Consider the following 19702-nt stretch of genomic DNA (forward strand, 5'->3'; position numbering starts at 1 on the left):
CAAAAACGCACTGCAGCCCTTAGGTAAGAGCAAGGGTTTGCCGGTTGCTGCACTGCATATCATGGTAGTCTAGTGGATTCTTTATTCAGGAGGCTGCCATGATTGAGATCAGTTTATGCATGATTGTCCGCAATGAGGAGAAGAGCCTGCCCCGCTGCCTGGCTTCTGTGGAAGGGCTGGTCGATGAGATCGTCATTGTAGATACGGGATCGGCAGACCGCACCAAGGAGATTGCCGGTGCCTTTGGATCCGCAATTTACGATTTTACCTGGACTCAGGATTTCTCCGCTGCCCGTAATTACGCCTTCAGCAAGGCGAGCCGGGATTATATCTTCTGGCTGGATGCGGACGACTATCTGCGAGAAGAGGATCAGGCGCTGTTCAGGGAACTGAAGTCTTCGCTGCCGGAACAGGTGGACAGTGTGAATATGCAGTATAATCTCGCTTTTGACGGGGAGGGGAGGGTGACGACCTCCTTGCGGCGCAACCGGCTGGTTCGCCGGGCGTGCGGGTTCCGGTGGATCGGTCCGGTGCATGAATATCTGGAGGTGTATGGCCCGTCGCTGGCAAGTGCCGTCTGTGTTACCCATGAGAAGGATAAAGCGTACACGGACCGCAATCTGCGGATCTACCGCAAACGGGAAGCGGAAGGCGAGAGCTTCTCTGCTCGCGATCAATATTATTACGCCAATGAGCTGCGCGACCACGGAATTCACAGGGAGGCCTGCCGGTATTACGAGCTGTTCCTCAGCGGCGGGCAGGGTTGGATTGAAGATAATATTCAGGCCTGCCTGCGGCTGGCCGAATGCCTGGAAGCGCTGGGGGACAAGGATGCGTCCTTCACTGCGGTTACCCGTACACTGAAATATGATGCTCCGCGTGCCGAGGGCTGCTGCCGTCTGGGAACCTGGCATCTGGAGAAGGGCCAGCTACACCCGGCAATCTACTGGTTTGAGCTTGCTATTCAGTTGCCCGGACAGGCGGAGTCCATGGCGATGAAGAATGAGGCCTTCGCCACCTGGATTCCGAATCTGCAGCTAGCGCTCTGTTATGACCGGCTGGGCCAGCATGAACGGGCCAACCGGTATAATGAGACTGCGCTGCTTCATTCTCCGGGCCATCCCAGCATGCTGTATAACCGGAATTACTTCCAGAAGCTCCTGGGCGACAAGTATGTCTCCTTGCAGCAGCCCTGAACACATAGCAAGCGCTCCCCTGCCGAGGCTGGGGAGCGCTTGCTATTGTCTATGGATGTCCAGGCATTGCCGCAGGCTCCAGCAACAGCTGAGGTTCACTCGTGCGGATGAATTCCAGCACCTTGTCGTAGATAATCCGGTGGCCCTCCCGGTTAGGGTGGATGCCATCCCGGCAGATGAACTTGGTGTAATCCGGCTGCTGCAGGAAGGCGCCCCGGACATCGATAATCTTGGTCTTGGTGCTCTCAGCGACCTTGATGATAGCGGAGTTGTAACGCTCCTGCCACCAGTAGATCTTGGTGACGCTGCCGAGGAATTTCATAATGTTCACTTCAGAATCGGGATTGTTGCCGCTGACCCACTTGAAGTAGTTGTCCGCATTCAGCGGAGGCAGACTCATCAGGATAGGCGTGATGCCCTGGTTCTTCAAGAAATGAATCATATCAACCAGCATCCGCTCGAAGGCCGGAAAATCCGTTTTAGGACTATGCTCTGCCTCAGGGTTGCTTGCAATCTCTCCCCAGTGGTAGTCACAGTCATTGCCGCCGTATTCAATCAGCACCACATCCGGCTTCTCCTTCAGTACATCCCGCTTCAGATTGCCGAAGCCCTTCATCAGCGTATTGCCGAATCTGGCAGTATTGCGCATAGCTCCCTTGAGCTTGCCCTGAAGCATAGATACATAATTATCCTCCAGAATGACATACTTGCTTCTGGTCTCGTCATACACAACGCCTTTGGAGATAGAATCGCCGCTGACCATATATTTGAACTGAGACCCCATGGGCTCTTGCTGCTCCTCATTCCTGTTCATGCTCCCGCCTCCGATAACCCTAGTGTATATACAATCAGTGTAAACCATACATGCCGCCGTGCCTATGTATAGATGTCATGGTTTCTTAGTCCAGTCAGCAGACTGAATTCACCATAGAATAATGGAGAAGGAATTTGTTACCAGGAGGCCACGTTGATGACGCAAATCATTGATTTCAGCAAAAGTGCAATTACCAGCTTCAGTCAATCGATCACGATACCTGTTCCCCTGTCCCCCTCCAGCTATACGCTGACCGAATTCGGGCTTGCCACCTTACTGGGCGGGAGTGTCCTGCTCAATGCCACGGTCGGTGTTCAGACTACGCTGGGCAATCCCAATCTGCTGCTTACGATCCTGCGTTCGGGAACCCCTGTGTTTACCCTGCTGGCAACGGCACCAGGCGGGAGCCAATATGCTCCGCTCAGTTTCTCTTATGTGGATTTTAACTTCCCGGCAGGATATTTCGCTTATACGTTGACGATTTCACAAGTGAATTCCTCTACACTGAACTCTGCCAATCTGATAGGGCCCGTAGATTTCTCGGGACTCTCCCTGGTGTAAGCGATGGCGGCTATCATTGATTTCGGTAAAAGTGTCCCGTCCAGCTTCAGCCAATCCGCTTCACTCCCCGTAAGGAGGCTGCCTAACAGTACGATTCTGGGACAGTTCGGTGTGGCCGTAGGAGCGAACGGCCTGGTCCTGCTTGAAGCGACAATCGGCCTCCAGAACAACACGGCCAGCGCCTCCAATCTGATTTTTACCATTGTACGGAATGCGGTGCAGATCTTCACGGCAAGATCCAGTCCCTTGATCGGGGATAGCTATGAAGTGGTTCATTTATCTTTTACAGACAGCGGCATTCCTGCCGGTTATTACGCCTATGCTCTCGTTGTGTCCGCCATCGGTACCGGGAATCCCCCGGTGATCATTGGCCCGTTGGTATTTTCGGGCATGTCTGTCTCCTAACCTTACGCTGGGGAGTGATACTCCCCGGTTTTTTGGCGCTTCCTCTAGAATTATTATTCGCTCATGGGACAAATAAAGCGATACATATACATGGAATTGGAGTGAGTCCGCGGCTTGGAAAGAGGAGAAGGCACCGATTAAGTAGGAAAATGGAGGGAGCACAGAATTTATGCCCTATACAACGGGAGCGGTCTATAATCCGCCTGCCGGAACGTCACATATCGACCGGATTCAAATTTCCTGCCTGAATGATTCTATTGTCGTAGCGATAAATATCAATTTGCAGATCTTTCATTTCCTCGGCAGCAGTTTCACGCGGGTAGGCGTAGGCGAAGCTTTGTTTCAAGTGAACCCCCAACAGTTGTTGGTCCAGACCTATTCAGTAAATGCCGCGAATTATTATGAAGCCCAGATTAACTTTTACAGTGCGGTGAACACCATTGTAAATGTGTTTGCATTAGATGCCGCAGGCAATAGTATCGGGCAAATTCTTCAACCAGAACTTACATACATTGACCGTTTGACTATCATTAACACTTGAAACGGGGTGATGTCTGTTGGCGAACGTCAACGTTACAGCCGGGCTGCCAGGGAACCATATAGAGCCTTCGATTGCGGTAAATGAGCTGGACCCCAACATTCTGTGTGCGGTAGCGGTGGATTCCAGTACAGGAACAGCGTTGACCGGATTCTACCGGTCGGTGGACGGCGGGGCCACTTGGGGCTCTACCATTCTGCCGCAGGCACCGGGCTTCATGAGCGCGGAAGCGCCGACCATTGACTATACCTTTCCCAATACCTTTATCATTGCTGTCCACTTTTTCAATGAATTTGAAGACGGGACGATTGCAACGTACACCACCTTTGACAACGGATTGACGTTCAATCCCCCTGTTATCGTTCAGCGCGGCTACGGCCTATACGTCCATAATGACGAACCCTTCCTTGCTGTAGACCGTTCACCGTCCAGCCCGTACCGGGGCAATGCATACATTGGCTATACCCCGCTGTTCTATTTGGGAACGAATGCCGCGATCTTTTTCCAGCGTTCCGTCGATCAGGGACTCAGCTGGGAGCCGCCGCAGCGTATATCTGATCCCCGGGGGGATCTGGAGCGGGCGGCACTCATTGTCGGACTGGCGGGCGAGGTCTATGTGGGATATATCCAGCTTGGTCCTGGGCCAAAGTATGCCTATATCCGTGTCTCCCAGGACGGGGGAGTCAGCTTCAGTCCCCCGGTCACCCGGGGAGCGACTTTTCTTGCGAGTACTGTTCCCGTGCCCAGTCCGCTGCCTGTTCCGAATTATAACTTCCGCGTACAGACGAATTTAGCGCTTGGAGCAGACATCTCGAACGGCCCTCTTGCGGGTTTTGTCTATGCGGTGTGGAACGATTTCCGGCTTGGTTATGCCGATATTTTCTTCTCGCGTTCCCCGGACGGCTTGCTGTGGTCCCAGCCGGTGAGCATTACAGGGGCTCCGCCCGGATCACAGAATTTCTCACCTTCGATCACGGTATCGCCTTCCACGGGAACGGTGCGTGTAATCTACTATACGAACCGGCTGGACGGCTTCCTGCTGGATGTGTTTGTAGCGGAGTCTATCAACAGCGGCTTGTCCTTCGCGAACCGGAGAGTCTCGGATGTATCCACGAATCCGAACGGCAATTCTCCGATTCCGACTGAGCTGATTGGGGACTACATTACGGCGGCTACTATTTTCCCGGATACGCTGGCTGCGGTATGGAATGATACGCGGCTGAACAAACAGGATGTTATTTTCGGCAATTGAGAGGGAAGGGAGCGGTTTATATTCATAAAAACAGGTCCAGCTGGTTCCTCCAAGCCGGGCCTGTTTTGCCTTGCTATTCTACTTTGTCTATCATCTTCGTTCTTCGGAACTGCCTAACCGTTCTCTGCAAAAGGGCGTTTGAAGCGTGTTTTCCCCGCACTGTTCCCGCTTAAAAAGGCGGCAGCCGTCCGCTCCAGGATTTTGACACTGTTCTCCCAGGTCCATGATCTTGAATCGGTCTCACCGCGTGCGGCGATCCGGCTCTTGAGTACGGGATCTTGAATAAGCCGCATCACATCCGCCGCAAGCCGGTTCTCATACCGGTAGGACAACAGGCAGTTCTCCTCATGGCGGGCATACTCCAGATTTCCTCCCGAATAGACGGAGACTAACGCCGCTCCGCAGCGCATCGCTTCAAGTCCTGGCAATGAACCGGTGTCGAAAATACTAGAGCTGACAAAAATATCAGCACCGTTATAGTGATAGCATAGCTCCTCGTCATTGAGCGGGGTGAAGAAGCGGTATTTGCCGCTGTCCATCATTCTTCTCAGGGATTCGGAACTGAAGCATTCATCCGGCGGACTGATGAAATTGATATTGACCCACGGGAAGTGCTGCTTCACGATATCCAGCTGATTCACCAGATAATCCTGCTCGCGGTGCCAGGAGAACCCGTTCTCCACCTTGCGCAGGATCGCTGTTATGTTCAGCGGCTCCTGAAGCTCCTTGCGGATATTCATGTTTCGGAATGAAGCGCTGATCCCTACCGGCACAATGCTTCCGCTGATTCCGTGGCCCAGTCTAATCAACTCCTGCTGCCATCTGGAGAGGACAATTAGTTTATCGGTAATATGGTAGGAGGGGAAGGATATCTCGCTCTGCGGCAAAAAAAGAGGTTCATAGCACAGGGAGAGGCGGATATGCATGCCTTTGCCGTTCAGGCTGGCTGCCTGTGAGACCGGAACCGTGGTGTAGAAGTTAGAGACGATGATATCACTGACCGGAAAATCGGATTCACGGAGCAGTGTGTAGTCGGTAATCAGCAGAGTGGAACGGACGTCATAGGAAACATCCCCTCCCAGCGGCATGACAATCACAACCTGGTGGCCCCGGGCCGTAAGACCGTTCGTAAGCTCCACGAGCATGCGTTGTGCCCCGCCATGGCATAAGGTAAGAATGGGGAAAGTGAACCGCATCTGTGATCCCTTCCTTTCTGCACAATCGCTCTGCAACAATGCGATAGGTATACTATTTTATTCAGTGAAAAGCGAAAAGTACCGCTATGCGGTACTTTTGGAGGAAATGGGGTTATGGCCGGATAATCACGAATTGCGCAGGTTGCGCAGCAGGTTCACGCAGTCTTGGATCTCCAGGCTAGTGACATCCTCAAGAGAGACATCGATCATCGGCTTCTGCGCCTCAAGCTTGTCCAGGAACTCAGCGGTGTGGAACAGCCCGGCTCCGGGAGCGCCGTGACGAATGCGTCCGCCGTCCTCATAGATTCCTTTGAGATGGGCGAGGATGATCCGGTCGCCGAACAGACTGAAGGATTGATCGACGATCTCATCCTGGAGATGAATCTCTTCACCGATCAGGTTGCACGGATCGAATACAACACCGATGGAGCTGGAGGGCACCTCATCGAGGATGCGCCGCATTTTGGCTGGAGAGGACAGGGTATGGGTGCTGACGCCTTCAAGCCCTAAGAATATGCCCCACTTCTCCGCCTCCTCTGCCAGTTCCTCGACCGTTGCCTTAAGGGCATCCCAGCCGAGCTCCTCATAGCGGTAAGGGTCGAGCTCCTGGAAGGTCGTAAGTGCTCCAGTCTCCGTGGCGACCATAGGGGCACCGAACAGGCGGGCATAGCGCAGATGCTCCTTGAAGCGGTCAATCTCCGCCCGGCGGACCGCAGGATCAGGGTGAATCGGATTGATGTAGCAGCCAAGCACACCGATGCGGATACCGGCCCTGTCGAATTGCTCAGCGATATAGGAAGCTAGTCCAGGACTCAGCTTGCCCGGGGAGAGGTCGATATCCTGTATGGCTTTGGACAGAGCGAGCTGTACGAAATCAATATTGTAGGTCTGAAGAGTGGAAGTCAATTCCTTAAGCGGCAGGCAGCCGGCAGTATGTGCTAACGTTCCGTAACGAATAATAAACAACTCCTTTGGAATTCAATGAATTTATATCTATAATATTAATGACGCTTACATAGACATGCAAGGTTAAAGAATGCAAGCGATACAGGAGGAATTGAGATGAACGCAATAGAAGTGCGTAAGCAAGAGCTTGAGAACTGCCGGCCGGAGCCGACACTGGACCGGGAGACGATTGATGAATTCTGGAATGATCTGCTCGCAGAAGATGAGGAGCAGCCGCTGGAGGTGACGATTACCCCTGAGAAGACCCCGTATCCGGGCATGAAGGTGAGCAAGGTCAGCTACATGAGCTATGGGGAGACTACGATCAATGCCTGGTATATCCAGCCTGCTGGTGATACAGAGGGCACGGGAGACCGGCCGTGTATCGTCACCTTTCCAGGTTACACCGGAGACCGGGGATATCCTGAACGCTACGCACATTTCGTGCTGCTTGGATACACTGTCCTGGCCGTAGATGTACGGGGACAGCTTGGCGAGACAGGCAATCTGCTGCCGCAGGAGCACGGTATAGTGAGAGGCTGGATCAGCCAGGGGCTGCTGGAGAAGGAGCAATCCTATTATCTGGCATTAGCCATAGATACAGTGCGGGCCATTGAGACGGCAGCGCAGCTGCCCGGGGTTGATCCGGCGCGCATTGCGATTACAGGAGCCAGCCAGGGCGGGGGGATCGCTCTGTTGGCAGGGGCGCTCAGCCACCGCGTGGCGGCGGTAGCCGCAGACATTCCTAATCTGTGCCGTCTGGATTTCGGAGTGCTGAATTCCACCAGCTCACTCACAGAGATTGCGGATTACCTGAAGCGCTATCCGGAGCATCTGGAGCGTACGCTTCAGAACCTGGCCTTTTTCGACATCGTCAATCTGGCTCACCGCTTCACTGTCCCTGTCCTGATGTCTGTAGGCTGGAAGGATACGGTATGTATGCCGGAGACGATCTATGCCGCTTATAACCGGATAGAGTCGCCTAAGGAGATTAAGGATTATCCGTTCTCCGGGCATGAGGTGAGCGAATTCCAGAACAGACAGACGGCACTGTTCTTCCAGGAGCATCTGGGCTCCTAAGTGAAGTGGTACAGGCCACAGTGATTAGCCGCAAGGGAATGGTGTGAAGATATAGTAAGGGTTGGCACGAGGTCATAGGTAGGCAGTCTAATCACCGGGAGGGAACTACGGATGGACAATCAGACAGGTAAGCTGCCGGCGGGAGTATTGGTGGAGAGCTTTGAGTATGACAAGAAGAATGAGGAGCTTGTGAAAAAGAGCTTCTGGAGCAAAACCAGGAAAGCCGCTGGTAAAATCCCCTTCACCAGAGAAGCGATAGCCATGTACTACTGTGCTATGGATGCCAAAACACCGCTATGGGCGAAAGGGATTGCCTTTGGAGCGCTGGCTTATTTCATTTCCCCGATCGATGCCATTCCCGATGCGCTGATCGGCCTGGGCTTCACAGACGATGCTGCCGTCATGGCAGCGGGCATCCGGGCCATTGCCGGACAGGTCAAGGAGGAGCATAAACAGAAGGCGGAGGAGTTTTTCGAAGATTCGTAATAGGCTGGAAGACAGCGAAGGGATGCAGCGGGTGGCTGCATCCCTATTTTGCTATGCCCTGCTACACTCCGGTGTCTATAGCCGGACTCTCAGAACTCTGCTGCTTCGCCTGGTACTCCAGACCCCAATCTCTCATCAGCTTGATGATCGGAATCAGAGAGCGGCCGAATTCGGTCAAGGAGTATTCGACCTTCGGCGGCACCTGATGATAGACCTCACGGTGAACGACGCCATCCTCCTCCAGCTCGCGGAGCTGCAGTGTTAGCATGCGCTGGGTGATGGCGGGGCAGATGCGGCGGAATTCATTGAACCGGACTGTAGAATCCATCATATGGTACAAGAGTACACCTTTCCATTTGCCGCCGATGACATCGAGGGTGAATTCTACAGGACAAGCAAAGGCATTGCCATCAGGGCAGGTGCCGAAACCGCCTTTACGGTCGCGCATCACGAACACGCTCCTTAGTATCATTTTGTATACTACATCACAAAAATGTGCGTACTTCTAAATGTATTGTATATCCATTACTATAGGCATGGGAACAGGAAAACGTCAATTCCTTATCATGAATGGTACACAGAAAGGGAGTATGGAGGATGGAGAACACAAGCACAGTAAGTGAAATGACGAAAGAGCAGATTTTGGCAGCCTACGAGTACAGACATGCGACCAAAGAATTCGACAGCAGCAGGAAGATCAGCGGGGAGGATTTCGGCTTCATTCTGGAGACGGGACGCCTGTCACCGAGTTCGTTCGGGTTCGAGCCCTGGAAGTTTGTAGTTGTTCAGAACCCGGAGCTCCGGCAAAAGCTGCTGCCATACGCCTGGGGCGCCCAGAAGCAGCTTCCGACCGCAAGCCATTTCGTGCTTATTCTGGCCAGACAGCCGCGTGATCTGGCAGCTGACTCAGAATATATTCAGAGTATGATGTCGGAGGTACAGAAGCTGCCGGTTGAGATTGCAGAGGGCAAGCAGCGGGTCTTCGATGCATTCCTGAAAAACGATTTCGGCCTGGCTGGTAATGAGCGGGCGATCTTCGAGTGGGGGGCACGTCAGACGTATCTGCCCCTTGGCAATATGATGACCGCAGCCGCGCTGATTGGCATCGATTCCTGTCCAATTGAAGGCTTCGATAAGCTGAAGATGGAGAAGCTTCTGGCCCACGAGGGGATTATGGACCCTGAACATTTCGGGCTGGCCTGCATGGTAGCCTTCGGCTACCGCACCGGCGAGCCGCGTCCCAAGACCCGGCGGACCGCTGCTCAGGTGGTAGAGTGGATATAGGAATCTAAATCATGAGAACCTAATACAAAACGGATGCTGCCCCTCAGGGCGTCATCCGTTTCTTTGATTACCGTTATGAAAGTACATAGAAGAGTCGAAAACTTATTGAAAATTTACTGAAAATTCTGCTACTCTTAGGAGGTCAACTTGCTGCCGGTGAGCGGCTGCTTAAGATCGTCATTTCAAGACTGAAGGGATTCCTGCATTATGAAAATCATCCGTATTATCGCCGAAGTCTGCTTGCTGTATGTGTTCTTCCTGGCCGGAGACTATCTGCAAGAGCTGCTGCATTTGCCGATTCCAGGCAGTATCGTGGGACTGTTGCTGCTGTTCGTCCTGCTGCTGCTTAAGATTGTGCCCGTGAAGCTGATTGAGAACGGCTCGTCCTTTATACTGGCGTATCTGCCCATGTTCTTCATCCCCGCCACCGCGGGCATTCTGAACCATCTCGATATCTTCAGCGGAAGAGGGCTGCTCCTGATCGGCATTCTCGTCATCAGCAGTGTGCTGACCATGGTTGTTACGGCACATTCCAGCCAGTGGATTGCCGCCCGCAGCGTCAAACGTCTAACACGCCGGACGTACCGTGCCCGTAATCTCCACGGGAAGGGGAAGGAAGCATGAGAATTCTTCTGGCCGTTGGCTTCGTGCTGATGAACGTAGTGATCTATCTGGTCATGTCCATACTGTACAAACGCTACCGTCTTCCGGTTCTGCTGCCTGCACTGACGGCAACGTTCACGGTTGTTGTGCTGCTCATGGGCTTCCATATCTCTTATGAGACTTATATGATCGGCGGCGACTGGATTAACCGGCTGCTGGGACCAGCGGTAGTATCGCTTGCTTATCCCTTATACAAACAGCGGCATGTGCTGTGGAAGAATCTCCCTGCCATTCTCGGCGGAACGGTCACCGGACTTATGGTTGGAATGTTCAGCGGACTGCTGATGGCAGCCGGACTCGGCTTCTCTAAGCTGTATGTGCTGTCTATTCTGCCTAAGTCGATTACCACCGCTGTAGCGATCCAGATCTCCAGTAATCTCGGCGGAGATTCATCGCTGACCTCCGTCTTCGTGATGGTTGCCGGCTTCACCGGAGCGATTGGCGGCCCCTATATTATCAAGCTGTTCAGAATCCGCAGCGAGTCGGGGATCGGCATTGGCCTGGGCACAGCTTCCCATGCCCTCGGCACAGCCAAAGCGCTGGAATACGGCGAGGAGTCAGTGTCCATGAGCTCTGTAGCCATGACCGTATGCGCTATTGTCGGCTCCATTGCCGGACCGCTAGTCGCCTGGATCATGTACCATTAAGCTTGCAGGCCTTCAGTAATCAGCCGTTGACACGCAGCCGGATCACATTCCAGGAAGCCGCTGGAAGCATTGCACTTACCCGGCCGCCGTCTGCGGCTGCCGTTCCCCGGTTGTGCGGAAGCACATTCGACGGGTTGGAGCGGGTATTGGCCGCCTGAAGATCCTCATTCTCAAGAATCGTGTGCTGAATAACCTCTACAGCGCCGAAGCTCCGCAGATCAACCGCCAGCTCCATGCCTTCGCTCAGATGGCGGTTCACTGCAAACACAGTAACCTCGTTCAGCTCCTCGTTATATACACTGACCGCTTCCAGATATGGAACGTCGGTGAAATCCTTGGAATCATATTTCGAGCTTGTAATCAGCGGGTGAAGCACCGTTCCCCGGCCGTAGATGGAGGCATGCATGTAAGGATAATAAGTAGTCTGCAGCCAGAGCGGTCCGCCGTCCTCCGTCATAATCGGTGCAATGACATTAATGAGCTGGGCGATACAAGCCATCTTGACCCGGTCTGCATGCTTGAGCAGGCTGATCAGGCAGCAGCCCACCACCAGCGCATCCTCCAGTGTATAGACATCCTCGAATTCAGGCGGTGCAATCTGCCAGTGCTGCTCAGCACGGCTAGAACCCTGCGACTTCCACACATTCCATTCATCGAGGGAGAGGTAAATCTTTTTCTTGCTTTTCTTCTTAGCCTTGATATAATCACATACTGCTGCTACGCTGTCGATGAACTGATCCATATCGAGCGATTGGGCCAGGAAGTTCGCTGTGTCTCCATCATTGTTATTGTAGTAAGTGTGCAGCGAGAGGAAATCGACATTATCGTAGGTGAGATCCAGAACTGTAGCTTCCCATTCGGCAAAAGTACTCATATTGCTGCCCGAGCTGCCGCAGGCGACAAGCTCCAGGGAAGGATCAACCCAGCGCATCGCTTTGGCGGTCTCATTGGCGAGCCTTCCGTATTCGACGGCAGTCTTGGCTCCAATCTGCCAAGGACCGTCCATTTCATTACCCAGACACCAGGTGCGGAAATTGTGCGGAGCCTTGTAACCATGGGAGATCCGCAGGTCACTCCAGTAAGAGCCGGAGGGAAGGTTGCAGTACTCGACCAGATTCCTTGCAGCATCGATCCCGCGTGTGCCGAGGTTCACTGCCATCATCACTTCGGAACCGGCCAGCTTGGCCCAATCAGCGAATTCATTCGTGCCTACCTGATTAGTCTCTGTAACCCACCAGGCAAGTTCAAGAGAGCGCTTCCGTTCCTCCTTGGGACCAACGCCGTCTTCCCAGTTATAGCCGGATACGAAGTTGCCTCCCGGATAACGGATGATTGGTACACGTAGTGCCTTAATAGCCTGAAGGGCATCACCGCGGAATCCGTTCGCATCAGCGGTAGGATGTCCCGGCTCATAGATTCCGCCATATACGGCCCGGCCCAAATGTTCAATGAAGGAACCATACAGCCTTGGATCTACCTCGGCCAGCTTAAAGTCTTTGTCGATAATCATCTTGGATTGAATGCTCATAGTTAGAATCTCCTTTGTGTTAGATTAATGAAATAGCTAATCGTACAAGCCCGTTTATGATTACATGATACGAATTACAGGGTATACTAAGCAATAACTAATTTCAGGATTAACATAATAACTAATTCAAAGAGCGCGGAGGGCCACCGATGTATTTAACCACAGATTCCGAATCGCTGAAGGTCTATGAAGCACTTGCCAGCGAAGTGCGGCTGCGGATCATCGATCTGCTTAGCAACGAGGAGATGCATATCAAGGAGATTGCAGCCAGGCTGTATCTCAGCAGCGCCATTGTAAGCTCGCATGTAGCGAAGCTGCAGAAGGCGGGCATCGTCAGCTCCCAGATGAAGCGGATCGATGGGGGGACTTATAAATTCTGCTCACTTTCTGCGAATTTCTTGCAGATTAAATTATCCGGGGCCAAAGGAATCGCCCGTAAGGTGGTCGAGGTCTCTGTCCCTGTCGGGCATTACACCGATCTTGAAGCCTCTCCGACCTGCGGCATTGCCACCACTGAGAAGCTGATCGGGTATTATGACGACCCGCGTTATTTCCTGGACCCGCAACGGGTGGATGCCGGCATTCTCTGGTTCGCCAAGGGATATGCGGAATATAAAGTTCCGAATTATCTGTTCATGGATCAGACGGTGCAGGAGATTGAGCTTTCAATGGAGATCGGTTCGGAGGCGCCGAGTGTGAACGAGAAGTGGCCTTCGGATATCTCTTTTATGATGAATGGCATTTCGCTTGGCAAATGGACCAGCCCCGGTGACTTCGGCGTAATGAGAGGCCGGCTGACTCCTGCCTGGTGGAAATCGGATGTGAACCAGTACGGGCTGCTGAAGGTGCTCAGAATTAATACAGGGGGCACTTATATAGACGGCCAGCAGATATCGGCAGTTACCATTGATCAGGTGGGCTGGCAGGAGGACCAGTGGAGCTTCAGGTTCACGGCAGAAGACACCACCCGAAGGCGGGGCGGCTTAACGTTATTCGGGCGCGGCTTCGGGAATTATGAGCAGGACATTGTGTTTCGTGTGTATTATGAGTAAGAGGGACCTGTCTGCCGAATGGCAAGCGATATGGAAAAGACAAGGAAAATGAGCTTTGTTCGGATGGGATGTTTGCAAAAGGGGTCCGCGGGTAACTATAACTAAGTAATCCAAATCGCGCACAACTTGCATACAAGGAGGAATTCACATGTCAGATCATTCAGGTAACGAAGCAGACATCCGCAACAAGGAGAATAAAGACGGGGATTCACTCGCAGAACGCAAAAAGATGGAAAACGGTGTGGATATTGAACCGGAAGCCGATGATTGGGAAGCCAAACCGGCAGAAACCGCTCATCCCGACCCGCTTCCTAAGAATTAGGGTTAGAGCACTAGGGTATAATGGAAATAGGGTATAAGGCAAATGCACGTAGCAGACTGTTCCTCACGGAGCAGTCTTTTTTCTATTATAGGACCGGACACTATTTGGATTTGCTGGTTTGTAAAGCACCGACATTGTTGGTCAGATCCGACAGATATTCCCGTCATAATGTCCCGAACTTAGAGACATACTAGCTCCAATTGGAAAATAATTGGGATCGGAGGCGGGGATAACTACGATGACACCGTTACTTTTACACCACAGTTACAGTGTAGTGGCTGCGGCAAGTCCCTATCTGTTCTATTTCACTGTATACTCGTTTCTGGGGTGGGTCCTTGAAGGCAGCTATAACCTTTACAGCACGGGTACCTTTCGCAAAGAAGGATTTCTCAAAGGGCCATTTAAGCCGATGTATGGCTGCGCCCCTTTACTACTGCTTGCAGCACATGAAATTAGGCTTCCCTTTCCGTTATTCCTGCTGCTTGCGCTGATTATCCCTTCGGCGGTTGAGTTTGTCAGCGGCTGGTTGCTTAAGGGGATCTTTCGAAGACAGTGGTGGGATTATTCAGGGATGCCGTTTCAGCTGCAAGGGCATATCTGCCTGAAATTCTCGCTTTATTGGTGGGGGTTGTCAGTGGCTTGCATCTATGGCTTGCAACCGCTGGTTCACTTCCTGTATCTGCATATGGAGCGAGTATGGATGCCTGTACTGCCCATCGTCCTACTTATATTCACAGCGGATCTGCTGTGGACCTTCCGCACCCGCCGCCGCGGGCTGCAACTGATGCAACTGCTGGAGCCACCGGAGCTTGGAGAAGGCTAAGGAATTAGTGACGAATGTGAATACCAAAAAGCAAAAGAACCCAAAGATATCTCCGGCGTATGTCTGGAGGTATTTTTGGGTTGCATAACTTTTTGTTTCGTAACAGTTTTTATTCACTAGCATCACAATTGTACGTCAGACAAGGAATATCATACAACCATGTCAAATATAGAGCTAACCCGGTTTATTCATAAACCGTAGTACGGGAGGGAACATGAACAACTTTTTCAGTAAATACAGCCGGTCTATTATAATTCTTGAAACGCTACTTATTGTAGTACTCTCACTATTGCTGATACGGGAAGTCAATAAACCCGTCCCTGTGGTTAGGGACCAGCGGAATTTGATTACGCATTTTGATCAGCTGGATTTGGACAGAATTACAGAAATGATACATAGATTTAAGGAAGGCAAGGGAGATAACCTCACCATGCTGCAGTGGGGAATTGACAGCGGGCCCTATATTCATGATTTCTATAACGATGGCAGGGTACTGCACTGGACGGTGGACAATAGCCGGGACTGGGCAGCAGACGGCGGGAAGATTGAATATGTGTGCAGAGCGATCCGGCTTGCTGAGACTGAGGAACTCTATAAGGTAGAGCTGACGGATTGTGAGAATCAGCCGGATGATTTCGTGGTTCATCCGGTTTCTTTCCGCAAGGATGAGCTATAGACTTGAATTAAAATGATACAGGGACTAATTGAAATCAAGTCAGGAGGAAGCTTCATGTCAATGTCTGAGTATTACCGGGAGCTGCGCGGGAAGGCCGGAGGCGGGCTGTTAATGATGCCGTCTGTAGCGGCTGTAGTAAGGGATGAACAGGATCGAATTCTGCTGATCCGCAAAAAGGATGAGACGTTATGGGGCCTGCCGGCCGGAGCGGTTGAACCAGGAGAGACCCCATCCAGGGCGCTGCGCAGAGAGGTGTTCGAAGAGACCGGCTTAATGGTGACGCCTGAACAGATTATCGGTGTATTCGGCGGCGAGAAGTACAGATATGAATATAGCAATGGGGATCAGGTAGAGTACACGGTTATTGTATTTGAATGTGTCATTGTTAAAGGCCAGCTCAGGAGCCTGGACGGGGAAGCGGAAGAGCTGAGATTCTTCAAGGAGGATGAACTGCCCGGGCTAACGATCCCTTATCCCCCGAAGCTGTTCGTGCGGGATACATCTGCGCCGCGGAAGATTGTATTTGATTGATGAAGGAGTAGTTTCGATTGAGGATTTTGAATTTACGATCCAGAATGATCTACTGTGGTGCAGTACTGCTATCCGCCCTGCTAGGTCTTGGGACCAGGGCATACGGGAACTCGCTGCCGCACTTTGTCAGCGAACACTTTGGGGATGCGATCTGGGCAGGAATGATCTACCTTGCCTTCCGGGTGCTGCTCATCCGGCATCCGCTATGGATGTCTCTTGTCCTTAGTCTGTGCTTCAGCTTCGGAATTGAGTTCAGCCAGCTCTATCAGGCAGAGTGGATTCTGCATGTGCGTGCTACAACCCTTGGCAGCTTGATTCTCGGCCACGGCTTTCTCTGGATTGATCTGGTCCGGTATACAGCCGGAATTCTGTTCTGCTGGACGGTTGACCAAATCTTACAAAATTGATTCTGGATTATATAGGAAGAAGAATATATATTAAGTGAGGCGATCCGGTCTGTAATAATCTGGAACAAGCATGCCGGTCATCTGCCGAATGCTGCGTGATGTGGAGATGAGTAACCGTAAATGACGAACAGCTTATTAGTGGTATGTCTGTTGACTCTGATTATTCATACGGCGGAGACCTTGTCGTATTCGGTGCGTTTTGCCGGAGTGAAGCTGAACAAGATCGCCATCGCCTTATCCCTGACCGGAATTATCGTGCTGGTCTCCAGAACCGCAAATATGGTACAAGGCCCCTTAACCGCGAAGTTCGTAGATTATGCCAAAGCTGACGACAGCTTCCCGCTGCTCAACTATCTGCGGATTATTATGCTGGCTTCCTCACTGGGGACATTGATCGCCATCGCATTGTTTCCGACCTTCGTAGGACTGTTCGCAAGAGTAATCTCCAAGCTGGAGATCGAAGGATCTATCCCTAAGCTGCTGACGAGTGTAACGGTCAGCCAACTCAAGAATACGCGCAAATATATCCGCAGACCGAAGGTCAGGCTGAGCAGCTTCCGTTATCTTGGCATTCCCAAGCGCTTCATCGTGATGAATGTTTTCGTGACGGCCTTCTACACGGTTGGCGTATTGTCCTCGATGTATGCGGCCAAGCTGCTGCCGGAATTCAGCACCACTGCTTCCCAGGCATCCGGCCTGATCAACGGGATAGCAACGATACTGCTGACGGTGTTCATCGATCCGCAGCTGGGAATCATCACCCATAAGGCAACGGAGAATGTGGAATACCGTGACCAGCTCGGGAAGATCTATGTACTCTTGATGGGCTCGCGCTTCCTGGGATCTCTCCTGGGCCAAGCCCTGCTGGTACCGGGGGCCTTCATTATCACCTGGCTGGTGAAGCTGCTCTGACCCTCATGAATATGCAGCTTCGCCTACTTCGGCAGCTTAAGCTCTGCCGCACAGATCGCCGTGCTGATCTGTTGCTCCCAACTGTACAACTGTCCGGCCATAGTACGGATCTCCTTCATCCGGTTATAAGACAGCTTCATTGCAGCTGCAGCCTGGGTGGCATCCCCCGCCTGGACAGCGGCTTTGTAGCGCTTGTCGGCCTCGGTTCTCTCTGATTGTGCGGCTGAGAATAGCTTGTTCTGGGCTGCGATCTGCTTCTTGAGCAGGGTGATCGGGGCAAGGGCATCCTTAGCCGGCTTGTTCTTCGCGGCAGTTAACGCTTTGGCTTCTGCCAAGGCTGAGGTGGCCTTCTTCACTTCAGCCCGTGCAGCGGCAGCGGCTGCCTTAAGCTTATTGCGCTTCAGCTCAAGCACAGTGGCACTCTTCAGATTGCTTACCTTGCGGGCAGCGGTGATCTGTTTGCTGAGAGCAGTATACTGGTCCAGGAGCGGAGCATGCTTCTTCTGCACCGCTTCCGAGGCGGCCTTAAGCTTGGCGACCTGGGCAGCATTAGTGGCTTGAAGCTGCTTGTTCACTGCAGCAAGTGCGGCGTTATTCTGCTTGCGCAATTCCTGATTCCGCTGAAGGTCAGACTTCAGCGATGCCTGTAGACCCGTATAGTCTGTATACAGATTATGAATCTCGTTCAGCGCAGTATCCCACCCGGAATCGGCAGAGACACCGGGCAAGGGATATGTGCAAAGTGACAGCAGTATCACCAGCACAAACAGCCTTCTTACAGCTCTTCCCGGGAAAGGTGTAACAACCCCCATACCTCTCCAATTCGTCAAGCCCATGAATTTAAACATTTCGTTCAGCTCCTCTGATTGTTCATTTGGCAATAGACACAAAGAAGCACCTCCAAGAAAGGCATAAACTGCCTGTCCTGCGAGGTGCTTCTCCCGCTTAACATGTGCTATTGTGCATTTACTATAACCCCGTGAACCTGCGCGAGTCAAGCATTTTTAAGAACGTAAGTTCGTGAAATGGGATATTTATCTTCTTTTTGTATATGACTCTGCCGGAAAATCTAGTAGAATATATCTGTAGTTAACAGAAATTGGCCGAGAAAGCCTACTCCTTTAGGGGGGGATGAATCGTCTTTGTTTAAAGAACATCCTTATGTTGTAAAAAGTGTATTAAACGAGCGCGTCTTTTGGTAGCAGCTAAATTTTTTAACTGATACAATCTAGGTATGAGACAATCTATCAAACGATATGTCGAGGGACAAAAAACAAGGGGGTGAAACCCTGCAAACCGTAACGATTCAAATCCGCATTTGTCCAACCCATCCGTCTGTACTGGTGGATATGGGCAACGAATACATTCGAACCGTCAACAAATTAACGGAGCAAGCCGAAAGGTCTGGAGCGTTTCCGAAACTAACTTCAAAAACCGTTCGTGCCAATCTACCCTCTGCCGTAAAGAATCAAGTGATTCGAGATGCCAAAAGCCTGTTTCAGCGATTCAAGAAAACGAAAAAGCGGCCTCTTCTCCAAAAGAGGGTGTACTACGTGAACAATCAAAATTATACGATTTGGGGCAACAACATTTCGTTCCCAGTAATCCTTGATGGAAAAGTACAACGTCTTGTGGTTCCTGCGCTTCTTTCGGATCGGGAGCGGGACATCCTTTCGAATGGGAAGCTTGGACTTCTGCGCGTGGTTCAAAAATCGGCGAAATGGTTTGTTCAAATTTCAATCGAACGCCCCACCAAACCAGTCGATGGTGACGAAGTGATGGGGATTGATCTAGGCTTGAAAGTGCCTGCTGTTGTCGTAACCTCTAGCGGCAAGACCACATTTTGCGGAAATGGACGTAAAAACAAGTTTATTCGCCGTAAGTACAGTACCTATCGCCGCAAATTAGGAAAGCTTAAAAAGCTATCCGCAATCCGTAAACAGAACGACAAGGAAAGTCGTTTTATGAAAGATCAGAATCACAAAATCAGCCGCCAGATCGTGAATATGGCGATTCAAGAAAAGGTGTCTGTCATCAAGCTAGAGAAACTGACTAATATTCGTAAGACGACAAGAACAAGTCGTAAAAACGCTAAAAATCTGCATCAATGGTCGTTCTATCAGTTGCAAATGTTCATCGGATATAAGGCGGCACTTGCTGGAATCCAAGTGGTTGAAGTGAATCCGGCATACACCTCGCAAACCTGTCCCTCTTGTGGAGAGCGGAACAAAGCAAAGGATCGAACGTATCAATGCGACTGCGGTTATATAGCACATCGAGATCGGGTCGGTGCCATCAACATCATGCGTCAACCTGTGGCAGATGGTAACAGTCTGCCAGCCTAGATAGCTATAAGCTCTGATCTAGGATGGGCGAATGAACTC

24 protein-coding genes are annotated in these 19702 nt (G+C 51.7%); 18 read left to right on the plus strand and 6 right to left on the minus strand.

Annotated elements, in window-relative coordinates; all coding sequences use genetic code 11:
• Nucleotides 1–98 precede the first annotated feature (98 nt).
• On the plus strand, nucleotides 99–1196 hold the full coding sequence (locus MKZ07_RS03350) for a glycosyltransferase family 2 protein (RefSeq protein ID WP_341024474.1): 1098 nt from the start codon (nucleotides 99–101) through the stop codon (nucleotides 1194–1196).
• A gap of 49 nt (nucleotides 1197–1245) precedes the next feature.
• Here the strand turns inward: MKZ07_RS03350 and MKZ07_RS03355 are convergent, their stop codons facing one another.
• On the minus strand, nucleotides 1246–2010 hold the full coding sequence (locus tag MKZ07_RS03355; protein WP_341024475.1) for an SGNH/GDSL hydrolase family protein: 765 nt from the start codon (nucleotides 2008–2010) through the stop codon (nucleotides 1246–1248).
• Nucleotides 2011–2166: 156 nt separating this feature from the next.
• On the opposite strand from MKZ07_RS03355, the gene MKZ07_RS03360 reads away from it, so the two are divergent.
• The 4 genes from MKZ07_RS03360 to MKZ07_RS03375 all read left to right on the plus strand — a co-directional run bounded on the left by MKZ07_RS03360 (nucleotide 2167) and on the right by MKZ07_RS03375 (nucleotide 4766).
• Complete coding sequence (locus tag MKZ07_RS03360; protein ID WP_036695154.1) at nucleotides 2167–2571, plus strand: hypothetical protein; 405 nt, start codon at nucleotides 2167–2169, stop codon at nucleotides 2569–2571.
• Between the two features lie 3 nt (nucleotides 2572–2574).
• Nucleotides 2575–2976 carry a hypothetical protein gene (locus tag MKZ07_RS03365; protein WP_076154549.1) on the plus strand — a complete coding sequence of 134 codons (402 nt, stop codon included), beginning with the start codon at nucleotides 2575–2577 and terminating at the stop codon, nucleotides 2974–2976.
• Nucleotides 2977–3145: 169 nt separating this feature from the next.
• Nucleotides 3146–3517, plus strand: coding sequence for a hypothetical protein (locus MKZ07_RS03370; protein WP_076154551.1), 372 nt, complete (start codon nucleotides 3146–3148; stop codon nucleotides 3515–3517).
• A 16-nt stretch (nucleotides 3518–3533) separates the two neighbouring features.
• Nucleotides 3534–4766: a hypothetical protein gene (locus MKZ07_RS03375; RefSeq protein ID WP_076154553.1), complete on the plus strand. Its 1233-nt coding sequence runs from the start codon at nucleotides 3534–3536 to the stop codon at nucleotides 4764–4766.
• A 113-nt stretch (nucleotides 4767–4879) separates the two neighbouring features.
• On the opposite strand, the gene MKZ07_RS03380 is transcribed toward MKZ07_RS03375, so the two are convergent.
• Both MKZ07_RS03380 and MKZ07_RS03385 read right to left on the minus strand, forming a co-directional pair.
• Nucleotides 4880–5962 (minus strand): glycosyltransferase family 4 protein, encoded by a 1083-nt coding sequence (locus tag MKZ07_RS03380; protein WP_341024480.1) that lies wholly within the window; start codon nucleotides 5960–5962, stop codon nucleotides 4880–4882.
• A 126-nt stretch (nucleotides 5963–6088) separates the two neighbouring features.
• Nucleotides 6089–6928, minus strand: a complete 840-nt coding sequence (locus tag MKZ07_RS03385; RefSeq protein WP_083677752.1) for a sugar phosphate isomerase/epimerase family protein — start codon at nucleotides 6926–6928, stop codon at nucleotides 6089–6091.
• A gap of 96 nt (nucleotides 6929–7024) precedes the next feature.
• Here MKZ07_RS03385 and MKZ07_RS03390 point away from each other — a divergent pair, with 96 nt between their 5' ends.
• Together MKZ07_RS03390 and MKZ07_RS03395 are read left to right on the plus strand one after the other, a co-directional pair.
• Complete coding sequence (locus MKZ07_RS03390) at nucleotides 7025–7987, plus strand: acetylxylan esterase (RefSeq protein WP_036695126.1); 963 nt, start codon at nucleotides 7025–7027, stop codon at nucleotides 7985–7987.
• A 111-nt stretch (nucleotides 7988–8098) separates the two neighbouring features.
• Entirely contained in the window at nucleotides 8099–8473 is a 375-nt protein-coding gene (locus tag MKZ07_RS03395; protein WP_051493493.1) for a YkvA family protein, read from the plus strand.
• Between the two features lie 61 nt (nucleotides 8474–8534).
• On the opposite strand, the gene MKZ07_RS03400 is transcribed toward MKZ07_RS03395, so the two are convergent.
• On the minus strand, nucleotides 8535–8921 hold the full coding sequence (locus tag MKZ07_RS03400; protein ID WP_036695125.1) for a winged helix-turn-helix transcriptional regulator: 387 nt from the start codon (nucleotides 8919–8921) through the stop codon (nucleotides 8535–8537).
• 149 nt (nucleotides 8922–9070) lie between these two features.
• On the opposite strand from MKZ07_RS03400, the gene MKZ07_RS03405 reads away from it, so the two are divergent.
• From MKZ07_RS03405 to MKZ07_RS03415, 3 genes are all read left to right on the plus strand, one after another.
• Nucleotides 9071–9757 carry an NAD(P)H-dependent oxidoreductase gene (locus tag MKZ07_RS03405; RefSeq protein ID WP_083677753.1) on the plus strand — a complete coding sequence of 229 codons (687 nt, stop codon included), beginning with the start codon at nucleotides 9071–9073 and terminating at the stop codon, nucleotides 9755–9757.
• A 207-nt stretch (nucleotides 9758–9964) separates the two neighbouring features.
• On the plus strand, nucleotides 9965–10381 hold the full coding sequence (locus tag MKZ07_RS03410; protein ID WP_341024487.1) for a CidA/LrgA family protein: 417 nt from the start codon (nucleotides 9965–9967) through the stop codon (nucleotides 10379–10381).
• Nucleotides 10378–11067: an LrgB family protein gene (locus MKZ07_RS03415; protein WP_036695123.1), complete on the plus strand. Its 690-nt coding sequence runs from the start codon at nucleotides 10378–10380 to the stop codon at nucleotides 11065–11067. Before MKZ07_RS03410 ends, MKZ07_RS03415 begins: the two co-directional genes overlap by 4 nt.
• 19 nt (nucleotides 11068–11086) lie before the next feature.
• Here MKZ07_RS03415 and arfA read toward each other — a convergent pair whose 3' ends face one another.
• Complete coding sequence (gene arfA / locus MKZ07_RS03420) at nucleotides 11087–12595, minus strand: arabinosylfuranosidase ArfA (protein ID WP_341024490.1); 1509 nt, start codon at nucleotides 12593–12595, stop codon at nucleotides 11087–11089.
• Nucleotides 12596–12744: 149 nt separating this feature from the next.
• On the opposite strand from arfA, the gene MKZ07_RS03425 reads away from it, so the two are divergent.
• From MKZ07_RS03425 to MKZ07_RS03455, 7 genes are all read left to right on the plus strand, one after another.
• Nucleotides 12745–13647, plus strand: coding sequence for an ArsR/SmtB family transcription factor (locus MKZ07_RS03425; RefSeq protein ID WP_036695121.1), 903 nt, complete (start codon nucleotides 12745–12747; stop codon nucleotides 13645–13647).
• 148 nt (nucleotides 13648–13795) lie between these two features.
• Nucleotides 13796–13969: a hypothetical protein gene (locus MKZ07_RS03430; RefSeq protein WP_179090391.1), complete on the plus strand. Its 174-nt coding sequence runs from the start codon at nucleotides 13796–13798 to the stop codon at nucleotides 13967–13969.
• Between the two features lie 238 nt (nucleotides 13970–14207).
• A complete protein-coding gene (locus MKZ07_RS03435; RefSeq protein ID WP_341024494.1) occupies nucleotides 14208–14792 on the plus strand; it encodes a putative ABC transporter permease in 585 nt (194 codons plus the stop codon).
• Nucleotides 14793–15180: 388 nt separating this feature from the next.
• Nucleotides 15181–15468: a hypothetical protein gene (locus MKZ07_RS03440; RefSeq protein ID WP_341024496.1), complete on the plus strand. Its 288-nt coding sequence runs from the start codon at nucleotides 15181–15183 to the stop codon at nucleotides 15466–15468.
• A 54-nt stretch (nucleotides 15469–15522) separates the two neighbouring features.
• Nucleotides 15523–15999: an NUDIX domain-containing protein gene (locus MKZ07_RS03445; RefSeq protein WP_341024498.1), complete on the plus strand. Its 477-nt coding sequence runs from the start codon at nucleotides 15523–15525 to the stop codon at nucleotides 15997–15999.
• Between the two features lie 17 nt (nucleotides 16000–16016).
• Nucleotides 16017–16406, plus strand: coding sequence for a ribosomal maturation YjgA family protein (locus MKZ07_RS03450; protein ID WP_341024499.1), 390 nt, complete (start codon nucleotides 16017–16019; stop codon nucleotides 16404–16406).
• Nucleotides 16407–16526: 120 nt separating this feature from the next.
• Entirely contained in the window at nucleotides 16527–17318 is a 792-nt protein-coding gene (locus tag MKZ07_RS03455) for a lipid II flippase Amj family protein (protein ID WP_340754296.1), read from the plus strand.
• 23 nt (nucleotides 17319–17341) lie between these two features.
• Here the strand turns inward: MKZ07_RS03455 and MKZ07_RS03460 are convergent, their stop codons facing one another.
• On the minus strand, nucleotides 17342–18166 hold the full coding sequence (locus MKZ07_RS03460; protein ID WP_341024500.1) for a hypothetical protein: 825 nt from the start codon (nucleotides 18164–18166) through the stop codon (nucleotides 17342–17344).
• A gap of 408 nt (nucleotides 18167–18574) precedes the next feature.
• Between MKZ07_RS03460 and MKZ07_RS03465 the strand changes: the two genes are divergently transcribed.
• Nucleotides 18575–19663, plus strand: a complete 1089-nt coding sequence (locus tag MKZ07_RS03465; RefSeq protein ID WP_445670265.1) for an RNA-guided endonuclease InsQ/TnpB family protein — start codon at nucleotides 18575–18577, stop codon at nucleotides 19661–19663.
• Nucleotides 19664–19702: the final 39 nt, after the last annotated feature.

Origin of the sequence: Paenibacillus sp. FSL P4-0338 (assembly GCF_038002365.1) — a bacterium.
GTDB lineage: Bacteria > Bacillota > Bacilli > Paenibacillales > Paenibacillaceae > Paenibacillus_AQ.